We start from the raw sequence: 20,897 nt of genomic DNA on the forward strand, positions 1-20,897 counted from the left end.
AGTCGAACATAATAATAAATTATGTCAAACCCATTTGATTACATTGCCCGAAAAGAGAAAAGTTTGTGTATCTATTCCCATACGAAATCAAGAAAATGATTTGAGAACTGATTTAGAAAATATACTTGTCAATATTCAGACAGCTCTTACAAAGGGAGCAGACATGATAGAATGCAGATTTGATTATATGACTGAGTTTGAAGAATTTGATGCATTTTTAGAGGTAATTGCTAAATATAAGGCTAGTTGCGTCTACACCCTTAGACCGGTATCTCAGGGTGGAAATTTTGTAGATGATAATGATGATGTTGACCACATACAACGATTGAAATTATTGAAGAAACTAATTGATCAAGAACCCCAATTTGTCGATATAGAATATGATACAATATCAAAAAATGATGATCTTGCAGACTATGCGGAATTATCAAAAACAAAAATTCTTGTATCATGGCATGATTTTGAAAGAACACCTCATCATACAGAGTTAATAAATCTAGTCAATCAAATGCGTATTTACAGTCCATATCTAAAAGTTATAACAATGGCGCATTCTTTTGATGATGCTTTAGAAATATTCGAATTGTATCAGAACTTGGATACAAATACTAATCTAGTTTCATTTGCGATGGGAGAAAGTGGTACGATAACACGAGTATTGGGTTCGATAATAGGAGACACTCCTTTTACTTACGCCTCTTTGGATGCACCTATCGCACCAGGTCAATTATCTATATCTCAGATGCAAAGATTCTATGCTGTTTTGAGAAAAAGGTTGGTATAAGACATTGTTGTTTTTAATTAGCTTAGTTTTTTATCGTTTGTTTGCTGTGATAAAAAATATCTAAATTACAAAAAGTGATATTTTTACTTGGAAAAAATTTAATTAGTAAAATGAAGTCAGTAAGGTTGCAGGATAGGGTATATACCTATAAGTAGCTTTTAGAGCACAATTTCTAAGGTGGATGCTGAAATAAACAATAAGACCTCAAGGACTTTTTGCATTATAGGAGACCCGATTGAGCATTCATTGTCACCTCTTATGCATAATGCAGCATTTAAGAAATTGAATCTTAACTACTCATACATTGCTTTTAGAGTTCCGTCAACTGAATTGAGCGAATCTGTTGAATCCCTTAAAAGAATACAAATAGCTGGTTTCAATGTAACTATACCTCACAAAGTCAATATTTTAAAATTCCTAGACGACCTGGATAATGATGCCCAATTAGCGGGAGCTGTAAATACTGTTAAGAATGAAAATGGTTCGTTGATAGGTTATAACACCGACATATATGGTATTATTAATCCTCTTGAAAACAAGATTTCAGATTTTAATGGTTTGAAAATATTGATACTAGGGGCCGGAGGATCATGCAGGGCAGCTATAATCGGGCTTTCAAGGAAAAAAGGAATTAAAAAGATAGCAATTTTTAACCGTGATAAGAACAGATTGAATGAAGCAATCAGTTTAGGGAATAAAGTGGGGATTGATTGTTACCCATATGACTATAGCGATTCAACCAAGCTTTATGAAGTTTCAAAATCATCTGATATGGTGCTAAATACAACCTCGGTTGGTATGAAAGGTGAACTTAGCCCAATAGAAGCATCATACATTACAGCTAACACAATTGTTTTTGATATAGTTTATAAACCAATACACACCGGATTGTTGCTAAGTGCTAAAAAAGCTAATGCTCGGTTGATCTATGGGTATGAGATGCTTCTTAATCAAGGATACAAAGCATTTGAGATTTGGACGGGGTTAGAGGCTCCCAGAGATACAATGAAAAAGACCCTTTTTGGAATATTTGGAGAACCTTAGTAAATTGAATTTGTCTGCTTCTGCAACCATGGGTGGTGCGATATCAATCGTAAACGCAATTGCTACCAGTAGAGGATCGACCCTTGGAATTTCTTTAAAGGTCAAAGTTAAAATTCAGTTAGAACCTGGACATGTAGGAATATCAAGGAACTTTGTCAATGATAAGCTAGTTAATAAAATTATCCGGTCCGTACTGCCTCCTAGTTTGTTAAAAACCCATTTTGTATCAATAAAATTGTCATCTGAAATCCCAGCGGGTTGGGGATTAAAGAGTTCCAGCGCGGTCTCAAATGCAGTTTCATTAGTGTGTCATAAAATAGTGAATGAAAAAATCTACGACAAGAATGTGTTAAATACTGCTGTAAACTCCTCGCTCTGGGCAAAAGTCAGTATAACTGGCGCATTTGATGATGCATGTGCATGCTATTATGGTGGATTAATTATTACTAATAATCAATTTAGAAAGTTGATTAGAAGGGATCCTGTTAATGAGGATTTGGCAGTGATAATTTATCTGCCAACCGGTGTTGCTAGGGGGGAAACACGCAAACTAAGAATACACAGAGAATTATTCAACCATGCCTTCAAACTTACCATAAAAGGTGACTACTGGAAGGCAATGAATTTAAATGGAGTTTTGACTAATTCCATCCTGTACAACAACTACTCGCCAATGATAAAAGCATTAGAAAGTGGGAGTTTGGGTGTTAGTTATTCTGGAAATGGACCAGCGATCGCTGCTGTTGTGCATAAAGACAATTTGGATAAAGTGAGAAGTTCGCTAGACGAAAAATTTGGAAAAATTTTGATAGCAAAAGTCAACAACACAAAGGCTTCGGTAGATTAAGATTTATTTATCGACGTGATATTAAAAATCACCTTCGTCACCTGTTGTTTGACATTTTTGTCTTGGAGACAAATAAGATAAATCTTTGGAGACATCGTATTAAAACCAAGATTTCTTGTACCAATAGAAATGGATGGCTTGGCTTAAAATTTGTTGAAATGTATTTAATCATTAATCATCACTTTTGATTTTATTAATCTTAATTATTTGAAAAGAAAATAGATTTGGGGTTGATAGATATTTAAACACCGCAAATATTGTTAACTCTGACAGAAAAATTTGATAATCCCAAGACAATCTCCCCCGCTAAAAATAATTTAATATTAGGTCTAATTAAATTTAAATTTGGTACCAAAGTAAAACCCATGAAAGTCAGAATTAAAAAATCATCTTTATCTGGGGAGGTAAGATGTCCGGCAAGTAAAAGTTATACGCACAGGGCTATAGCAATTTCCAGTCTTACCGGAGGTAAATCCCGATTAAGTAACATTCTTATTTCAAGAGACACTATCGCTACGCTGAAAAGTTGTATTATGTTGGGGTCCGAGGTAGAAATCAAGTGTAAAGGAGGCCTACTGGATGATCATTCAGAAAAAACTCTGGGGATTTCTCAACTAGACGCAATCAAAGACCTCCTACATAACAAGGCAAATTTAAATGCGAACTATGATGGTACGGTAGATTTGGAGGTAAGAGGGAAGGAGGTTAGTGGGGGATTGAATGTTCCAAATGATGTCCTCCAAGCTGATAATTCTGGAACCACAATTAGATTGCTTACTTCAATGTGCGCCCTTGTAACAAACGGATATTCAGTCCTCTCTGGAGATGAGAGTTTACGCAAAAGACCAATGAAGGATCTCCTTAAAGCTCTTTCCCAATTGGGTGTAACATGCTTTTCTACAAATTCAAATGATTTTCCGCCAATCATTGTCAAAGGAGGGGGCATCGCAGGGGGACGGGCACAATTAAGTGGAAAGATATCAAGTCAATTTTTATCATCATTGCTATTATCTGGTGTTTTCTCAAAAGAAGGAATTACTCTTGAGATCTTAGGGCAACAAGTTTCAAAACCATATGTTGAATCGACTCTTCACATAATGAATCGCTATGGAATCAAACTCCGAAGTGAAATATCCTCTAATGATAATCCTGGAATCAAATATACTAAATTGGAAACAGGCCCAGGGGGAAGTGATACAAAAGTAACTGCAAGGTATGATATTGATAAACAGATGCAATACAGGTCAACGGATTTTGTGGTTCCGGGTGATTTCTCTATCGCTGCGCTCTTATTTTCTGCAGCATTTTTGTCTGAAAGCTTAATCAGCGTGTCCTGTCTAGATTTCAAAACTCCTCAAGGAGACATGCAAATCATTGACATAATAAAAGAAATGGGAGGTAAAATTATTTTAGATGAAGTTAGAGGCACAGCCAGAGTTGATGGAGGTTCGAAACTAAATGGAGGAACATTCGATTTAAGGAAAACTCCCGATCTTTTACCTGTTGTGGCTGTTTTGTCGTTAAAATCAAATGGCATCACCAAGATTACCGGGATTACACATGCCCGTTACAAAGAGACGGATCGAGTGGCCAACATAGCTACAGAACTGACAAAATTTGGTGCTAGAGTGGTTGAACAAAACGATTCAATTGAGATTGAACCCCCAAAACAAATTCAAAATGCCTCCGTTCAATCTTATAACGATCATAGACTGTTTATGGCTTTTGCTATTGCTGGTTTGTCTACATCACATACAGAAGTGGATGGCGCAGATTCCGTAGACGTTTCTTATCCAAAATTTGTTAGCGATATTGCAAGGATAGGAGGCAGAATTGAATACATTAACCGCTGATTCAAATAAAAAAATAAAGACATGACGAATAAAAAAACCAAAATTCAAAATTTTAAAAAAAATAATAATATAGCAGACCCGTGACTAAAAATTTATCTATGCCATCTAATACTCTTGGGTCTAACTTTTCGCTATTGAGCTTTGGAGAAAGTCATGGCAAGTGCATAGGGGCCATAGTGGATGGCTGCCCAGCGGGTTTGCAACTTTCAGAATTAGATATCCAACCATTCCTCGATTTAAGAAAACCCGGCCAATCAGTTATTACAACTCAGAGGAAAGAAGAAGATGTTGTTACTATTTTATCCGGTGTTTTTAACGGTTATACCACGGGTGCTCCTATTTGCATGATTATTTGGAATAAGGATTCAGATTCCAGGTCCTATGATGTTTTCCGGACCAAACCAAGACCTGGACATGCCGACTACACTGGAATTGTGAAATATGGAGGATTCAATGACTATCGAGGCAGCGGTAGATTTTCGGGAAGGTTAACTGCTACAATTGTAATGGGAGGTGCTATTGCTCTAAAAATCCTCAAAAAATACCTAAACATTGAAGTTATTAGCTACACCAAATCTATAGGTGACATTAGTTTGGATACAAGAGAAATGCCCTTTCAACTATTGAGAGAAAATAGATATTCTAATGACGTTAGATGTCCCGATAATAGGACTGCTCAAAAGATGAAGGAATCGATCCTGACAGCAAGAAGAGATGGCGATTCTCTTGGAGGAGTGATTGAAGGTATTATACAAAATGTTCCACCGGGTTTAGGTGAACCAATTTTTGAATCGCTGGAATCCGAAATTTCGAGGGGGTTATTTAGCATACCTGCGGTAAAGGGTGTTGAATTTGGATCGGGCTTCTTTGGATCTTCGATAAGAGGTTCGATTAATAATGATTCATTTATTTTGGATCCCCAGTCTAACACTATTAGAACTAAATCCAACAACTCTGGTGGTATTTTGGGTGGTATTTCAGATGGCATGCCCATTACTTTTAGAGTTGCTTTTAAACCGGCGGCTTCAATACCTAAGCCACAAAAAACAGTGGATTTGGGGAGCATGAGTGAAGCAGAACTTACTGTAGGGGGCAGGCATGATCCATGTGTGGTTCCAAGAGCTCCTCCTGTAATAGATAGTATCGCTGGTATTATATTACTTGATAATTGTTTGAAATGCAACTTAATTCCAAGGGTACTCCATTAGGGGGTATATGAATTGTCGATAGAGAAAGTAAATGAATTAAGAGATCAGATGAAGGATATAACTAATCAAATAATGAGCTTAATTAATCAAAGAATGAAATTGGCCAAAAATATAGGAGAAATAAAGAATCTATTGAATCTCGAAATTGTAGATGAAAAAGCTGAACATGAACTAAAGTCCTATATTCTTAATTGTTCAAAGGACTTGGATCTTGACCCTGAATTTTCAGGTAGAATTGTAAATCTGTTAATAAATGAAGCTGTGAGGATTCAAAAATATCAAAGGAACGCGGCGGCACAAAACCCACTCAATAAACCCGAAACTAACAATGAAATTTACAAATCAAAGTTATCTCAAGAATCTGCTCCCTCTAGATCTTTTCAATCAAATTCGGTGCTCCAGCTTGATATAAAATCACACATGGACGTATTTAATGCAGCCAAATATCTTGAATCGCAAGGCCATAAAATAATCCATATGGAAGTAGGGGAACCTGATTTCTTACCTCCCACGGAAGTTAAAAAAGGTCTTGAGCATGTTTACGAAGAACATAAAGTACATTACACACAATCAGAAGGAATTTTACCTTTAAGAAATGCATTATCTGAATATATCTCCAAGATTTCAGGCTATGACGAAAATTCCAAATATATCTCTGTAAATCCCTCAAATGTTATTGTGACACCAGGTGGAAGATTTGGTATATTCGCCATATTTTCTTCTATCTTGCGCCCGGGTGATGAAATTGTCGTAATAGAACCTGCGTGGCCCGCATGTGTTGATTGTGCTAACTACATGGGCGCGAAGACTCGCTTTGTCCGGACCGACTTGCAACATAAATGGGAACCTGATATCAATGAGATAGAGAGTCAAGTCAACAATAATACTAAAATAATTTGTTTAAATTATCCAAATAATCCTACTGGAAAAATATTACCTAAAAAAACTTTGGAATCTATCGCTCAATTAGCCATTAAAAAAAATGTGTTTTTGTTGAGTGACGAGGTGTATTCAAATTATAAATATAAAAAATTTTCTAGTGTGGTTAATTTCGAATATAAAAAATCAATCCTACTTAATTCTTTTTCTAAAACTTTTGCCATGACCGGATTCAGGGTTGGATATCTACATTCCCTAGATCATGATTTGATTTACAAGTTAAAAAAATTTCAGGCATTAGCTCTTACTTCAGTGCCTGAACCGATGCAATTTTGTGCTCTCAAAGCCCTAGAATCTAATACAGAAGAAAATTGCAAAGTAATAAAAGAAAGGATTGATTTAGTGTGCAATTCGTTAAGAAAATTACCCTTTGATTTTTACATTCCTGATGGAGCAATGTATGTTTTTGCCAAGATACAACATAATCTTAAAATCAATGACTTAAAGTTGGTGGAGGCTCTGTTAAAAAATGGTGTAGCAGTAGCTCCAGGCAGTGGCTTTGGATCAAAGTACTCAAATTTCATAAGAATTTCTACTTGTGTACAAGAGAGCAAAATAAAAAGTGGTATGGATAAAATTGCCAACTGTATTAATCTTCTCTAGGTATTCCGATTTGACAAAATCTTTTTACTAAAACTTGTAATAAGATGTCAAATTTATTAATTGTCGGTTCCGAGGGTAGAATGGGAAAATGGTTTTACAAATATTTTAAATACCTAAACAAAAAGGGAAAAGATCAAAACACTAATTATGATTTGTTGCCTATTGTCAATTTTTATCTCATCGATACCCAATATCAAGGTGTTCTTAATTCAAAAATCAAAAGGGATGTGTATACTTCTGCTAAAATAAAGGATTTTATCGATAAAGCCGATCTGATAGTGTTTTGTACACCAACAAAAGTTACCCTTGATTTGATAACCAAGAATAAAAGACTCTTTAGATCAAATTGTCAGATAATTGAAATATCATCTCTAAAGGAAATCGTCCATAATCGCCTTCAATACTTGTCTTCAAAGCCAAACAATCTTAATATCATTTCCGTTCACCCAATGTTTGGTCCAGGCGCATCACTGGACTCGAACAAAAACACAATAATTTATGTTCCCATTAACAAAAGTAAGAAAACTAAGGATTTACAATCCATAGAAAGTCTTTTTCCTGATTTCAAAATTGCAACGCTAGATTCACCATCAGAGCACGATACATTAATTTCACTGATGATTAGCCTTATATATTTCATTAATCTGATTTATGCCCGCATTATTCTCCATGTTTCTAACTCGATTAATCCCCATAAAAAGAATGTAAATATTAACAAAATGAAGGGAATTTCAGGTAGCTCGTTTAAGATACAAACCTTACTAACTGAAAGTATCATGACCGATGATAATTCTCTCTTTCTGAGCTTATTGCTTGATAGCCCTAAATCGTTAAAGTTAATCAAAGAATATGGCCGGGTTTATCATGACATGGTTGATCTTTTGGATCAAAAAGATAATGAAAGGTTAACCAAAATAATCTCCCAGACAAGAAACGGACTTATGGATGAGATAGATATTTCTGAATCATATAATCTCTTGTATAAATTTATTAACAAATAGTGATTTTGAAATTCATTATAAATCAATAAGAACATATATGAATTGACGTAATTTCATCCAATGGCTATACGACGTTGGCTAGATGATCAGGTAACATTAGAACCTCTAAAGAATTTAAAAATTGCAGTTATTGGGTATGGGATTCAAGGGGCAGCTCAAGCATCGAATATGAAGGATTCAGGCCTTGAGGTTAGTGTTGGATTGAGACCAAATGGAAAGACGTGGGAAAAAGCAGTTGCGGAAGGACACCGCGTTTTGGAGGTTGATGAAGCTGTAAAAGGAGCTGATATTATTCATATTTTAATTCCGGATATGGAACAAGAGAAAACATATAAGAATGATATATCCCCCCATCTTAATGAAGGCAAAACATTAAGTTTTTCTCATGGCGCTGCCATTCATTGGAAGTGGATTGAACCTCCTGCAAATGTTGATATTACAATGGTTGCACCAAAGGGTCCAGGTCAAAGGGTAAGGGAGTTGTATCTTGAAGGTTTTGGAACCCCATCTCTAGTTGCTGTCCATCAGGATTTTACTAAGAAGGCATGGGATAAGACCTTGGCACTTGCTAAATCCATTGGCAGTACTAAGCCTGGTGTTTTAGAAACCACCTTCAGGGAAGAAGTTGAAACAGATTGGTTTGGGGAACAAATTGATTTGTGTGGAGGGGTTCATCAAATGATACTCAAATCCTTTGAAACTCTTGTTGAAGCAGGCTATCAACCAGAGATCGCTTATTTTGAATGCCTTCATGAACTTAAACTAATTGTCGATCTTATTCAAAAATACGGTATCACTGGAATGTACAATAGGGTTAGTGAAACTGCACGTTATGGAGGACTAACAAGAGGTAAAAGAGTCATTGATGAAAGTTCAAAAGAAAAAATGAAACAAGTTTTGACTGAAATACAGTCAGGTCACTTTGCTAGTGAGTGGGTTAATAATTACAAGAAGGATCGCAAAGGGGCCTTTGGAACTATGCTATCTGAATTGGAATCACATCAAATTGAAAAGGTTGGTAAAGACCTTAGAAGAATGATGTGGCCAAAGGAAAAAATTGAGTAAAATTCTTTAGAAATCAATATTCCCTACTTTTTGCATTTCTATCCATTTACCTTTCTCAATTCTTTCTTATTGGTCTCTGTAATAAGTTCACCCCCGACCAATAAGACATAAGAAATCGCTTAATCGTAAAGTAATTTAGCCAAATCCAAAAACAACATAAGAACTAGACGATTATTAACTCATATTTATAGCATATACATCTTGTTTGATGGAGACTATAATTATCTACTGTTATAACATATAAAATAAAACCCATTAGATACTAACTTTATACAAGGCATAAGGACGTAAAAATACCTAATGTTCCAACCCTTTTGTCGTGAATAACTTGCCCTATTTTCGTAACGAGAATTTCAATATTTTTTTGACCAGTGAGCTACCATTATCATAACAACCTGATTCTAGTTAATCAGTCAATAATCCTTTAATATTAATAAACATAAAATAACAGTGAAACCTGTGGGATTCGAAAAATTTTAAATCAATAGGTCTAAAGAATCAATTTGCTCGACTTAAATGGATCTACTTTTAGTTTACTCTATCAACAAATATCTGTGATTCAGATAATTATAATTAATCCCATTTCCAATATATGGCTATGCCTGACGATCTTGAGAATCAAATATTAGACCTTCCCTTTAAAGGAGTAAACGTTCGTCAGGATATAATAAGTGGACAATTTGTAAATAAAGATAAATTAAAGGAATTTCTTCGAACTGTACAACTCTGTGACCTTGTAAAACTTTCTAAATCGATACGAGATCAAATATATGGTAACCATATAACATATTCCAGAAAAGTATTTATAAATCTGGTCAACTTATGCAAGGATTCCTGTTCTTACTGCACTTATAAAAAAGAGCCAAATGAATTTGGGGCTGTTATGTTGCGGCCATCCCAAGCAATTGCAATAGCAGAGGCGGGAAAAAGAGCTGGTTGTACTGAAGCTTTAATAGTAACTGGAGAAAGGCCAGAAACCAAGTATATCGAAGCTAAAAAATGGATGAATGATTTGGGATTTGCAAGTTTAACTGAATTAATATCGGATCTTAGCGAAAAAATTCTAGTCAAGACCGGATTGCTTCCACACACTAATGCGGGAAGTCTTGTAAAAAAGGAAATGTCTATGTTAAAGTCAACAAATGTGAGTTTAGGCATGATGCTTGAAAATGCCAGTGAGAGATTATTGGAAAGAGGCCAGGTACATGCTAATGCCTCAAGTAAGATACCAAAAGTTAGACTGAAATCGATTATTTCTGCTGGCGAATTGAAAATTCCAATAACTACCGGATTGTTGATAGGAATAGGAGAAACGTTTGAGGAGGTAATTGATTCATTAATACTTATCAAAGACCTGAATACTAAATATGGACACATTCAAGAAGTTATAATCCAGAATTTCTTACCAAAGATGGGGACACAGATGGAATATTCTAGATCCCCATCTTTTTCATATTTCTTGAGATGTTTAAGTTCTGCCAGAATTATTCTTGGAGATATTAGTATCCAAGTTCCACCCAATTTAAGTCCAAGAATTTATTCAAAGTATTTGCATGCAGGGATAAATGATTGGGGAGGAATTTCTCCCATAACACCTGATTTTGTGAACCCCGAATGTCCTTGGCCCACTATCACCGAAATAGCAAATACCACATATAAAAATGGCCATATATTAAGAGCTCGACTACCTATCTACCCTAAATATATCATTGATCAAAATTTAAATAGGAATTTTGTTCACCCCGACCTCAAAGGATATATAGAACACCTTGTAGATAATTACGGCTTGGTCAAAGAGGAACATATTAAACATGAATATTGAGAGTATTTTTAAAAATATTGACCCAGTTATTTCAAGCATACTTAACAAATCACTAGATGACAAAGAGATCTCAGAAAAAGAGACAATAGAGTTATTTGAATCGGAAAACTCTGATACTTTTATCATATCCCTTGTGGCCGACGAGATTCGAAAACGTAAAAACGGTAATATCGTTACTTATGTCATAAATAGGAATATAAACTTCACAAATGTGTGCATCAAACAATGCGGCTTTTGTGCATTTAGCAGAGATTTTCGTACCGAGGAAGGATATTTGTTACCAATAAGAGAAATTGTAAGGCGCGCTGAAGAGGCCTGGAAACTAGGTGCAACCGAGGTCTGCATCCAGGCAGGTTTGCCTCCGAATATGGATGGCATGCTATACGTTGATATTTGTCGAGCTATCAAAGATAGATTACCCGATATCCACATTCATGCATTTTCTCCTGAGGAGGTATTGTATGGCTCGATCAGGTCTAATAATAGTATTTATGAGTACCTCAAAATTTTAAAGGAAGCAGGATTAGGAAGTTTACCTGGAACTTCTGCCGAAATCCTGGTAAAAGAGGTACGTAATAAGATTTCACCGGGCAGGATTAAAGTCGAGGATTGGGTCGACATAATTTCATCTGCCCATAGATTGGGAATTCCTACAACTTCTACAATTATGTATGGACATATAGAAACACCATACCATATAGTAAAACATCTTGAACTTTTAAGGAATATACAAAAACAGAGTGGAATGTTCACAGAGTTTGTTCCGCTTAGTTATATACACAATGAGGCACCCATGTCGGAATTACAGTTAGTGGACAGCTTAAGGAGTGGCGCAAATGGTTTTGAAGTTATCAAGATGCATTCAATTTCTCGTATTTACTTTAATAATTTTATTCACAACTTACAAGTTTCATGGGTAAAAGAAGGACCAAAAATCTCACAGATGTTACTTAACTGCGGGGTTAACGATTTTGGAGGCTGCTTAATTAATGAAAGTATCTCGACTGCTGCAGGGGCACAATACGGCCAATTCATGAGACCAAAGGAGATTAGAAAATTGATATATGAGTCAGGACGAATTCCAGCGCAAAGGTCTTCGAGATATGAAATTATGAAAAAGTTCAACGAATCTCAAGAGAGTAAGGAAGTAAATAGATTAGATGAAATAAACCCAGAGATATTTGGATCATATAACAAATTAATCAAGCTAAATGAGTTTAGATATAGAATGAAATAATAACAATGTTTCAAATAGTGGATTCCTATTTAAGTGATTTAATTAAAATTTCTAGGTTTGATTTCACAAATATTTTTATATAGTTTTTCAAAAGATCTAATAAAATTTGTATCTGGACAAGAGTAATGACGAGTTTAGAAATGATGTCTTAAATGGATTAAAACAGCCTCTCCAAAAATCAACGCCTTCTAAATATTTGTATGATAATCGAGGATCTCAATTGTTTGAGTTAATCACTGACCAACCTGAATACTATCCTACACGGACCGAATTATCCATATTGAAACAAAATGCCTCTGAGATAACTGATAAGATAACCAAAGAAATAATTTTAATTGAACTAGGTAGTGGAAGTTCGAAAAAAACCAGGTATTTGTTCCCAGAAATTTTAAAAAATCAAAATAAGTTGATATACTTTCCGATCGACATCTCATTTAATTTTCTGGATTCTACAGTTGCGGATCTTGAATCATTTCATGAAAATCTGACTGTGAAGGGTATACCAAATGACTATGTTAACGGAATTAAGGAATGCAATAACATTCTATTTGAAAACAACTATAATTTTGAATCATCAGCTAGGTTAATCCTCTTTTTAGGATCGAGTATAGGAAACTTTGAACCTGAAGATGCAAGGGATTTTTTGAAGCAAATTAGGTTGACAATGTACGATGATGATTTACTATTAGTTGGATTTGATCTCATAAAAGCAGAGGAGGTACTAGAACGTGCCTATAATGATAAAGCTGGATATACGGCTGACTTTAATTTGAATCTATTACACCGTATTAACAGAGAATTAGGTGCAAATTTTGATGTAAATAATTTTGAACACCTTGCTTTATATAATACTCGTCAGAACCGAATTGAGATGCATATAAAATCTAAAATTGACCAATTCATACATCTTAAAGGTTGTAAGGATTCAATTCCAATTAAAAAGGGCGAATCAATCCACACTGAAAGTTCTTATAAATATGATGAGCAAAAAATCGAAAATCTTGCCTCAAGATCAGGATTTTTAGTTGAACAAAATTTTAGGGACGACAAAAATTGGTTCAATTTGGTATTGTTTAGGCCAAGTTAACTTGATTGATTTCTGGGCATCTATTTTGATTGATAGCACTATCAGATCGAAGAGATGTTAGTTTTTACAGTTGAATGTTTGAGCCTTTGTCTCTGAGTCAAAGAACAGGAAAAGTATCATAAAAAGATAAAAGCCTGAGAAATTATTCTTTCCAATTAGATTCTAATGGTTTGAAAATATATTACTCATAACTGAATGGAGAGTCAGTCCAAGAGCTATTTAGTTTTTGAATGCGTTCTACTCCTTTGATTTCAATAATAATTTCTTTTACTGGCGTTGGAACTAGATTTTGCCACTGTAAATTGTTTTCGAGTATCATGTTTCTAATTTTAGTACCGTTGTAAATATCCTTTAAAATAAATTTAGGATTTCTTAAAACAATACTCTCATGTGCCAATAACGCAGTTATAAATAAATTTCCTGAATATAAAAGATCAAATGGCGGAACATACGACATGACGTTACTTAACCATCTGGCATTATTGTCATCGTCTGCGACATGAATTAGCAAGATTCTATTCATATCAATCTTCGCATCTAACAAACTATGTCGGATCATTCTAATTCTCTCACCTGTAGTGAATGGGTTATGAGGCGTGTAATTTTCCTGCGAACTACCAATTACCAAATAAAGATCCTTACATTCAATCAAGATTTGTTTCACGAGAGCCAAGTGTCCAAGATGAAAAGGCTGAAACCTTCCTAAAAGGACAGCTGCTTTAGACCGGTTAGACATTATACATTTTATGATTATCTATTTGATATTATTAAAATTTAGATTTGATGGTTTCGAATTATTTGAAACCATTTTTCATTTTATCGATATCAGCCCTCTCAAGTTTGAGAAAAATTGGTGTAATATTTGAATTTATTTTGTGTTTGCCACCTATTAAAAGTTCTCCTGCAGAGTTCCATTTATGTTCAGTAATTTTGTCTGAATATCCCAACTGAGTCCATATTTTGGACGCCGAATCAGGGATGAAAGGGTATAATAATATCGATAAGGCCCTCACTCCATTGACAGAAATGAAAATGGTATTGTGAGAGTTGGTGGAGAATTTCCAAGGTTCCTTGTTCTGAAAATACTGATTAAAAAGTGAACTGAATTGAAGAATTTTTTTCATAGCTTTATCAATATGGTTATTGTAGATTAAGTGTCCTATTTCTGATGGAGTTTGTTTTAAAAGATCGATTGCTTTCAAATCAAGTTCATCGAAGGTGGCACATTCAGGAACTATACCTGAAAATTGCTTCAGGGTAAAGGAAAGCGTTCTATTAACAAAGTTTCCAATATTTGCAATTAATTCGTTGTTAATTTTTTCGTAGAATGTGTCCCAATCAAAATTAATGTCTGATTGAGAGTATGGTATAATGGAAGATAAATAGAACCTAAGATAATCCTTATTGAAAGTTTGAGTAAATCCGTTCAAACTAATTGACCAGTTTTTGCTTTTTGATAATTTTTTATTCTGAAAAAGCAAATGTCCCCGGGTTACTATCTTGTCAGGTAATTTATATTCATAATTGATTCCCATTCTTATCGCAGGTAAGAACAGATAATGATGATAAACAATATCCTTTCCTATAAAGTGTATGACTTGGGAATTATTCCAAAGCTTTTTACCATCCTCTTTGGTTGATTTTTCACAGTACTCTTTAAATGCCGAAATATAGCAAAGATGATTGTCAAACCAGCCATAAAACACCTTATTTTTAAATTCGTCATTCGATCCTATTTTTGGTATTGGTACTCCCCAGGTTAAATCGCGTGTAATATCCCAATCTTGCAAACCAGAATTAACCCAGCTTAATACGTAATTTACTACATCTGTTTGTAAATCGGGATTTTCTGTCAACCATTTATTTAATTTTTCACCAAATTCAGAAAGCTTAAAGAAGTAATGAGTACTATCTTTCTTAATAGGCGAATTCCCGCATAAAAGGCATTTAGGGTCTTTTATAACCTCTGGAACCCTTCCACATGATTCACACAAATCTGAGTATTGATTTTCGGCATTACAGAATGGGCACGTTCCAACTACATATCTATCTGGAAGGAATTTCTTGTCAACTGTGCAAAAATACTGAATAACATTTTCCTCATAAATAAAATTGTTTTTATAGAGTTTAATAAATACTTCTTGGACGAACTTTATGTTAGCTTCTGAACTTGTCTTGGAAAAAAAATCAAAGGTAATTCCAACTGATTCAAAATCGTTTTTATCTTTGATATTCCATTCTCTCACATATTCGGACGGGTTTTTACCTGACTTTTCTGCCCGGATTAGTATTGGAGTGCCAAAATCATCTGTTGCGCATACATGGGCTACTTTGTTCCCATTTAAATTCAAAAATCTGGCAAATATGTCCGCCGGAAGATAAGTGGAGGCAATATGTCCTAGATGAATTTCTCCATTTGCATAAGGTAAAGCAGAGGTTATGATAAAAGATTTATTTGATGGAATTTTTAAAGCGTCGGAAGGATCGATAGATATATTTTTGAACTCAGTTCCGTCAACAACCCGATGTAAGTGTGAATGAGTTTGATGTTTTTTAGCATTTTTAAGATTATTCTCAGTGTCTTCTGATTGGCCAGACATTTATGATATATTTACCATCGTCGAGGGTGTTTTTAATTCAACCGATTAGTGCGGTATTTTAAAAAACATTTATAATTTTTAATCTCAATCAATCAATATTAGATGACTTGGATCAAAGTTGCTAGTGTAAAAGACGTTAAGGAAGGAAGCGGTAAAGAATTAAACGTCAATGGCCAAAGGATTGCATTATTTGTTTCAAAACAAAAGTATTATGCGATTGAGGCATTGTGTAGGCATCAGGATGGCTCTCTTGCTCCAGGTAAAGTAGTAGGCGAAATTGTCGAGTGTCCTCTACACTTTTGGCATTATAATATTAGGACTGGAGAACTCCTAGATTATATGGAAGGCGTAAAGTTAACAACTTATCCAGTAGAAGTAAGAAAAGATGACATATACCTAAATGTTTAATTTTTTATCCCAAGTCTTGTGAAAACTAAAGGAATAATATGAAATTATTTAACACTCTTTCAAAGAAAATAGAGGAAGTTGATTTCAATTCTGGAAATATTAACGTATACTTGTGTGGGGTAACAGTTTATGATGAATGTCATATAGGCCATGCCAGGACCATTATAGTATTTGATGTTCTTAGAAGGTTTCTAGAATCTTTAGAGGTAAATGTAAATTTTGTCCAAAATTTTACAGATATCGATGACAAGATAATTACAAAAGCATCAAAAGAAAATGTGACAGCCGATGAAATTTCAAAGAAATATATAGATAATTATTATCGAGATTTTGATGAACTCAATGTTTTAAGAGCTACACATTATCCTTTGGTTACTGAGAACATTGATGAGATAATTGATTTTGTAAATAATTTAATCAAAAAGAATATGGCATATGTCGGTTTAAATGGAGTCTATTACAGAGTAAAAAGTTTCCCTGAATATGGGAAATTGTCAAAAATGAATATAGAACGGATGGGATTGGGTGCCAGAGTTGAGGTTGATGACTCAAAAGATGACCCAAGGGATTTCGCTCTATGGAAGTTTAGCTCGAAGTCTCCAACATGGAAGGCCCCATGGGGTAGTGGAAGGCCTGGATGGCATATAGAATGTTCAGTAATGGCCCTAAAGTATTTGGGAGGAAACATTGATATTCATGGAGGAGGACAAGACCTTATTTTTCCTCACCATGAGAATGAGATTGCTCAGTCTGAAGGTTTGACGGGAACAGAATTTGCAAAATTGTGGATGCATGTTGGCATGGTAACTATGCAGTCTGAAAAAATGTCTAAATCAATTGGCAACACAGTTAAAGTGGCAGAAATCCTTAAAACGGTTGGTCCCAATGTTGTAAGGTTATTTTGTTTGTCATCCCATTACTCAAAACCAATTGATTATACCGACAATACAATTTCAGAGATGAAGAGTAAATGGAGACAAGTCGACAATGCATATTCTGAGTTAGAATTTAGGATCAGGAATAAATTATTTTCAGAAGTGGCGAATAGGACACGCGAATCAATTCTCAACGGAAATAAAGAAATATTTGCGGAATTTAAAGCCCATTTGGAAAATGATCTCAATTTTTCTGGAGCAACGAGTTCATTTTTTAGATTTGTGAACATCATAAATAACCTCTTAAGTCATGAAGAAAAATTAGATGAAAACGTATTGAAGAACTCATTCAAAGTTTTACGCGACTTTATTCAAGTATTGGGTTTCAAGCCTCAAGAAGTTAATGAAGAAGAAGCCAAGCAAATAGAAAGTCTAACAAAACAAAGGGATCGATTACGAAGAGAAAAAAAATACAAAGAAGCTGATGTTGTCCGATCTGAGCTCGAAGAACAGTTTAATGTTGAATTGATTGACCATAGGAATTTTACATCTTGGAAAAAAAAGACTATAGACGATATCTGACAATATAATTTACGGTATAAACCCCCAAAGATTAAGTCATATATTGAAGTTTTTTTGAATATTTTTATCCAAGCCAAATAATTCAAATATATGAATAAAGCTGAGAAGAAGAAAACAGCTTTTTTAATAGGGATTTCAATAGTGGCAATAGCCTTGCTACTACTTGTTAATGTTAGGTCGGTGCAGACAAGTGAAAATCAATATGCGAATTATTTTGCGTCAGTGACTCAAAGTTCCGTAAATTTAACTAGGGACTATCAAGATAAAATAGGATTATGGGAGCTGGGACAAATTTCCAATTCATCAATGGCACTAATTACAGATGACTATTTACGAAATTTTACTACTCAGTTAGATCGTTTTAACCAAACCGAGTCTCCAGATGTATTCAAAGATGCAAAAAATAGCCTAGCAAATTCCTTTGCTAATGAAATTAAAAGCTATGAATATTTTAAAGATTTTCTAGTTACTGGCAATGAAACTATGAATCAAATTTCAACAGTATACCTATCAAAATCATTAGAAGACGAAGCAAATGCTTTCAAATATTACAAGGATGTAATAAATGGGACTAAATCCTGATTCGTAAATATAACCTGTTGGTTCGCAATTTATGTGTTAAATTGTTTGTTAAGTTTTTAATTGAGGAAAAACAATTTATTTTGAAAAGATTGTTCCAGCTGGTATAATTGAATCTGGTGGAATCTTACGACCTGGCAGTACAATCACGGATGCGCCAATAGAACTATTGTTGGATACGACTGCTCCAAAATGATTTCTTCCGGTATCAACCAATTCTCCATTGATTCGGTATTGTACATTCTTTCGTGTGAGTAATACATTTGCAGTTCCCGAATATCCACCAAACCAAACATTCTTTCCTATCATACTATCTAAAATGACATTATGATGAGAAATTTTTGCATTTCCCGCAAAATACGTTTTTCCAATTTCGCAATTAAATCCTATATTAGTATTATAATCAAGCATACTGTTCCTTATCAATGATCCCATCCCAATAAAGCTTCCATTTCCAATATATGTCGGTCCTTTTATTTTGGCAAAGTCATCAATCACAACATTATCTTCTATGATGCAAGGTCCCTCTATGATGGCAGTCTTTGCAATAGATGCTTTGTTTGATATAATTGAGTGAGTGACTTCATTCTTGAGTAACTCTTGAATTATATCAAGAAATTCCCATGGATATTTGAATCTATAATATTCTAAACTCTTTTTAGTCGACCTTTTTCCTATCAATGCGTTACAAGGCAGGAACAACAGGTTTTTATTAGAAACAAGGGAATTTTGTAAAATATTGTTCGATAAATGCACACTATCCCCGTCTGAAATTTCAAGTTTGTAAGAGACACGAGACTCATTTTTGATTAACCTGGCATAGGTATTGTCGTCTATTTCTTCTACTGGTATTCCAGTTGTCGATTTTACCAGTCGAGAAATGAAATTCATTTTCTTCGGCACAAAAACTGTTTCCAAACCATACAAAGAGTCAAGTAATTCAATATTTCTAGTCACAAGTGCTCTTCCAAAGAGGTATAATGAGCAATTTGACGGGATTGTGCTATCAACTTCACTTTCATTGTAGTCTAAGAAGGAATATGTAGTAGAAGAAGATTGCATAAATACTATTTTCATTATACCATCAATGATGAGTATAAAATAATATAATTAGATTTTGAAACAAGTATAATGATTTTTTGATGGTCAAAAACAACTATTCAAAAAATACATAAACATTAACTATAACTTTAATGTTTATGTTTTGATACTTTGTAAGCCTCAATCAGATCAAGAAAATAAAACAAATAAGTCCTTTCATTTATTTTCAAAATCCACGGAATGTATGATTCCTTCTTTGTTTTGATTGTTACCTCAAAACCCATTTTTTCTAATTTTAAACGTAATACTTGATCATTTAGGTCGGGGTTAAACACGATTTCTCTATTGTAGTCGTATGGAGTGGTAGTTACAAACATACAATTTGGCTTCAACAAAGCATGAATCTGGGGAAGTAATTCTTCAATAGGCAAGAATTCAAGGATATTTAAGCCAAACACTAAGTCAAATTTTTGATTATTGAAAGGAAGATTGAGTATATCTGCAACAAAGAATTCAGTATTGGTGATCTTTGACTCAAGTGATTTTCTCTTAGCTTCCACGATAAAAGAAAATGAAGTATCCACCCCAAAGACAAAGGAGAATTTTTTTGATAATTCAAATGTGGAAAGTCCTAAAGCACAACCAAGGTCCAATGCTATTCCCTCAGGATTAAAATTTATTCCAGTAGTTAACTTCTTATATATATCTGAGGGTTTAATTTTCCACCGTAGTAGATGAAGGAATTTATCACTCTCAAAAGATTCATTATGAAGCCATTTATATGTGTGAAAGTATCTACCATATGATTCGTATCTATCTTCTATTGTCACATCTTTATTACTCATATTCATTGACAAATCCTTAAGAAATTCTTTCATAGCCTGACTTTCACATTCGGAATACCATTTCCCAAACAAGGTTGGCCTCTGCGCGGCATATTTTAACAAGTCTTTTACTATTATTGCAACACCCGAGATAATTGGATATTTAATACCACATTTGGAACAATTTAAAAACCCTTCCAGACATTCATTTTTTGCTTCAGGATGGATTATAAGTGATTGAAGAGTCAACGGAGTTCTTTTCTCATCATGATTAATACAATACAAAAAATTAAAGTTAAATAGAGATGATTTCAATTGATATTTCTTTTTATTAATGCATTATAGATGTTTGTAGCAATTTATTCAGTTAGGGGATTTAAACTCCTAGTTGTAATAGTCGACCGATGGATTGCACCAATTTATCATATCAGATTTTATGTTCTTCTTACATGGAAGAAGTAATAATTGAAACTTGACCCTTCTTCCTAATTTATTTAC

18 protein-coding genes are annotated in these 20,897 nt (G+C 34.2%); 14 read left to right on the forward strand and 4 right to left on the reverse strand.

Features of this window, described 5'->3' with window-relative positions:
• Nucleotides 1-34 precede the first annotated feature (34 nt).
• From aroD to egtD, 11 genes are all read left to right on the forward strand, one after another.
• Nucleotides 35-784: a type I 3-dehydroquinate dehydratase gene (aroD, locus tag F1Z66_RS13830; RefSeq protein WP_149864218.1), complete on the forward strand. Its 750-nt coding sequence runs from the start codon at nt 35-37 to the stop codon at nt 782-784.
• Between the two features lie 177 nt (nt 785-961).
• Nucleotides 962-1,828, forward strand: coding sequence for a shikimate dehydrogenase (gene aroE, locus F1Z66_RS13835; RefSeq protein WP_230207575.1), 867 nt, complete (start codon nt 962-964; stop codon nt 1,826-1,828).
• On the forward strand, nt 1,806-2,675 hold the full coding sequence (locus tag F1Z66_RS13840) for a shikimate kinase (RefSeq protein ID WP_195907547.1): 870 nt from the start codon (nt 1,806-1,808) through the stop codon (nt 2,673-2,675). The genes aroE and F1Z66_RS13840 overlap by 23 nt, the downstream gene beginning before the upstream one ends.
• Before the next feature lie 365 nt (nt 2,676-3,040).
• Nucleotides 3,041-4,528, forward strand: coding sequence for a 3-phosphoshikimate 1-carboxyvinyltransferase (gene aroA / locus F1Z66_RS13845; RefSeq protein WP_149864220.1), 1,488 nt, complete (start codon nt 3,041-3,043; stop codon nt 4,526-4,528).
• Between the two features lie 98 nt (nt 4,529-4,626).
• Nucleotides 4,627-5,736, forward strand: a complete 1,110-nt coding sequence (gene aroC, locus F1Z66_RS13850; RefSeq protein ID WP_149864236.1) for a chorismate synthase — start codon at nt 4,627-4,629, stop codon at nt 5,734-5,736.
• Nucleotides 5,737-5,748: 12 nt separating this feature from the next.
• Entirely contained in the window at nt 5,749-7,278 is a 1,530-nt protein-coding gene (locus F1Z66_RS13855; protein ID WP_149864221.1) for an aminotransferase class I/II-fold pyridoxal phosphate-dependent enzyme, read from the forward strand.
• Nucleotides 7,279-7,322: 44 nt separating this feature from the next.
• On the forward strand, nt 7,323-8,279 hold the full coding sequence (locus tag F1Z66_RS13860; protein ID WP_149864222.1) for a prephenate dehydrogenase/arogenate dehydrogenase family protein: 957 nt from the start codon (nt 7,323-7,325) through the stop codon (nt 8,277-8,279).
• Nucleotides 8,280-8,339: 60 nt separating this feature from the next.
• Nucleotides 8,340-9,344 (forward strand): ketol-acid reductoisomerase, encoded by a 1,005-nt coding sequence (gene ilvC, locus F1Z66_RS13865; protein ID WP_149864223.1) that lies wholly within the window; start codon nt 8,340-8,342, stop codon nt 9,342-9,344.
• A gap of 592 nt (nt 9,345-9,936) precedes the next feature.
• Nucleotides 9,937-11,166, forward strand: coding sequence for a 7,8-didemethyl-8-hydroxy-5-deazariboflavin synthase CofG (gene cofG, locus F1Z66_RS13870; RefSeq protein ID WP_149864224.1), 1,230 nt, complete (start codon nt 9,937-9,939; stop codon nt 11,164-11,166).
• Nucleotides 11,156-12,403 carry a 5-amino-6-(D-ribitylamino)uracil--L-tyrosine 4-hydroxyphenyl transferase CofH gene (gene cofH / locus F1Z66_RS13875; protein ID WP_149864225.1) on the forward strand — a complete coding sequence of 416 codons (1,248 nt, stop codon included), beginning with the start codon at nt 11,156-11,158 and terminating at the stop codon, nt 12,401-12,403. Before cofG ends, cofH begins: the two co-directional genes overlap by 11 nt.
• 106 nt (nt 12,404-12,509) lie before the next feature.
• Nucleotides 12,510-13,490, forward strand: a complete 981-nt coding sequence (egtD, locus tag F1Z66_RS13880) for an L-histidine N(alpha)-methyltransferase (RefSeq protein ID WP_149864226.1) — start codon at nt 12,510-12,512, stop codon at nt 13,488-13,490.
• A gap of 181 nt (nt 13,491-13,671) precedes the next feature.
• Here egtD and F1Z66_RS13885 read toward each other — a convergent pair whose 3' ends face one another.
• Nucleotides 13,672-14,226 (reverse strand): nicotinamide-nucleotide adenylyltransferase, encoded by a 555-nt coding sequence (locus tag F1Z66_RS13885; RefSeq protein WP_149864227.1) that lies wholly within the window; start codon nt 14,224-14,226, stop codon nt 13,672-13,674.
• A 58-nt stretch (nt 14,227-14,284) separates the two neighbouring features.
• Nucleotides 14,285-16,090: a methionine--tRNA ligase gene (gene metG, locus F1Z66_RS13890; RefSeq protein ID WP_149864228.1), complete on the reverse strand. Its 1,806-nt coding sequence runs from the start codon at nt 16,088-16,090 to the stop codon at nt 14,285-14,287.
• Nucleotides 16,091-16,192: 102 nt separating this feature from the next.
• On the opposite strand from metG, the gene F1Z66_RS13895 reads away from it, so the two are divergent.
• The 3 genes from F1Z66_RS13895 (at nt 16,193) to F1Z66_RS13905 (ending at nt 18,537) form a co-directional block, all read left to right on the forward strand.
• Entirely contained in the window at nt 16,193-16,498 is a 306-nt protein-coding gene (locus F1Z66_RS13895) for a Rieske (2Fe-2S) protein (RefSeq protein ID WP_149864229.1), read from the forward strand.
• A 38-nt stretch (nt 16,499-16,536) separates the two neighbouring features.
• The gene (gene cysS / locus F1Z66_RS13900) at nt 16,537-17,955 is read left to right on the forward strand and encodes a cysteine--tRNA ligase (protein WP_149864230.1); all 1,419 of its coding nucleotides are present in this window, start codon (nt 16,537-16,539) and stop codon (nt 17,953-17,955) included.
• A 90-nt stretch (nt 17,956-18,045) separates the two neighbouring features.
• The gene (locus F1Z66_RS13905) at nt 18,046-18,537 is read left to right on the forward strand and encodes a hypothetical protein (protein ID WP_149864231.1); all 492 of its coding nucleotides are present in this window, start codon (nt 18,046-18,048) and stop codon (nt 18,535-18,537) included.
• 75 nt (nt 18,538-18,612) lie between these two features.
• Here the strand turns inward: F1Z66_RS13905 and F1Z66_RS13910 are convergent, their stop codons facing one another.
• Nucleotides 18,613-19,611, reverse strand: a complete 999-nt coding sequence (locus F1Z66_RS13910) for a hypothetical protein (protein ID WP_149864232.1) — start codon at nt 19,609-19,611, stop codon at nt 18,613-18,615.
• A 113-nt stretch (nt 19,612-19,724) separates the two neighbouring features.
• Nucleotides 19,725-20,714: a class I SAM-dependent methyltransferase gene (locus tag F1Z66_RS13915; RefSeq protein ID WP_149864233.1), complete on the reverse strand. Its 990-nt coding sequence runs from the start codon at nt 20,712-20,714 to the stop codon at nt 19,725-19,727.
• Between the last annotated feature and the right edge of the window lie 183 nt (nt 20,715-20,897).

The organism is Candidatus Nitrosocosmicus agrestis (genome assembly GCF_008389435.1).
In the GTDB taxonomy this organism is placed as follows: domain Archaea; phylum Thermoproteota; class Nitrososphaeria; order Nitrososphaerales; family Nitrososphaeraceae; genus Nitrosocosmicus; species Nitrosocosmicus agrestis.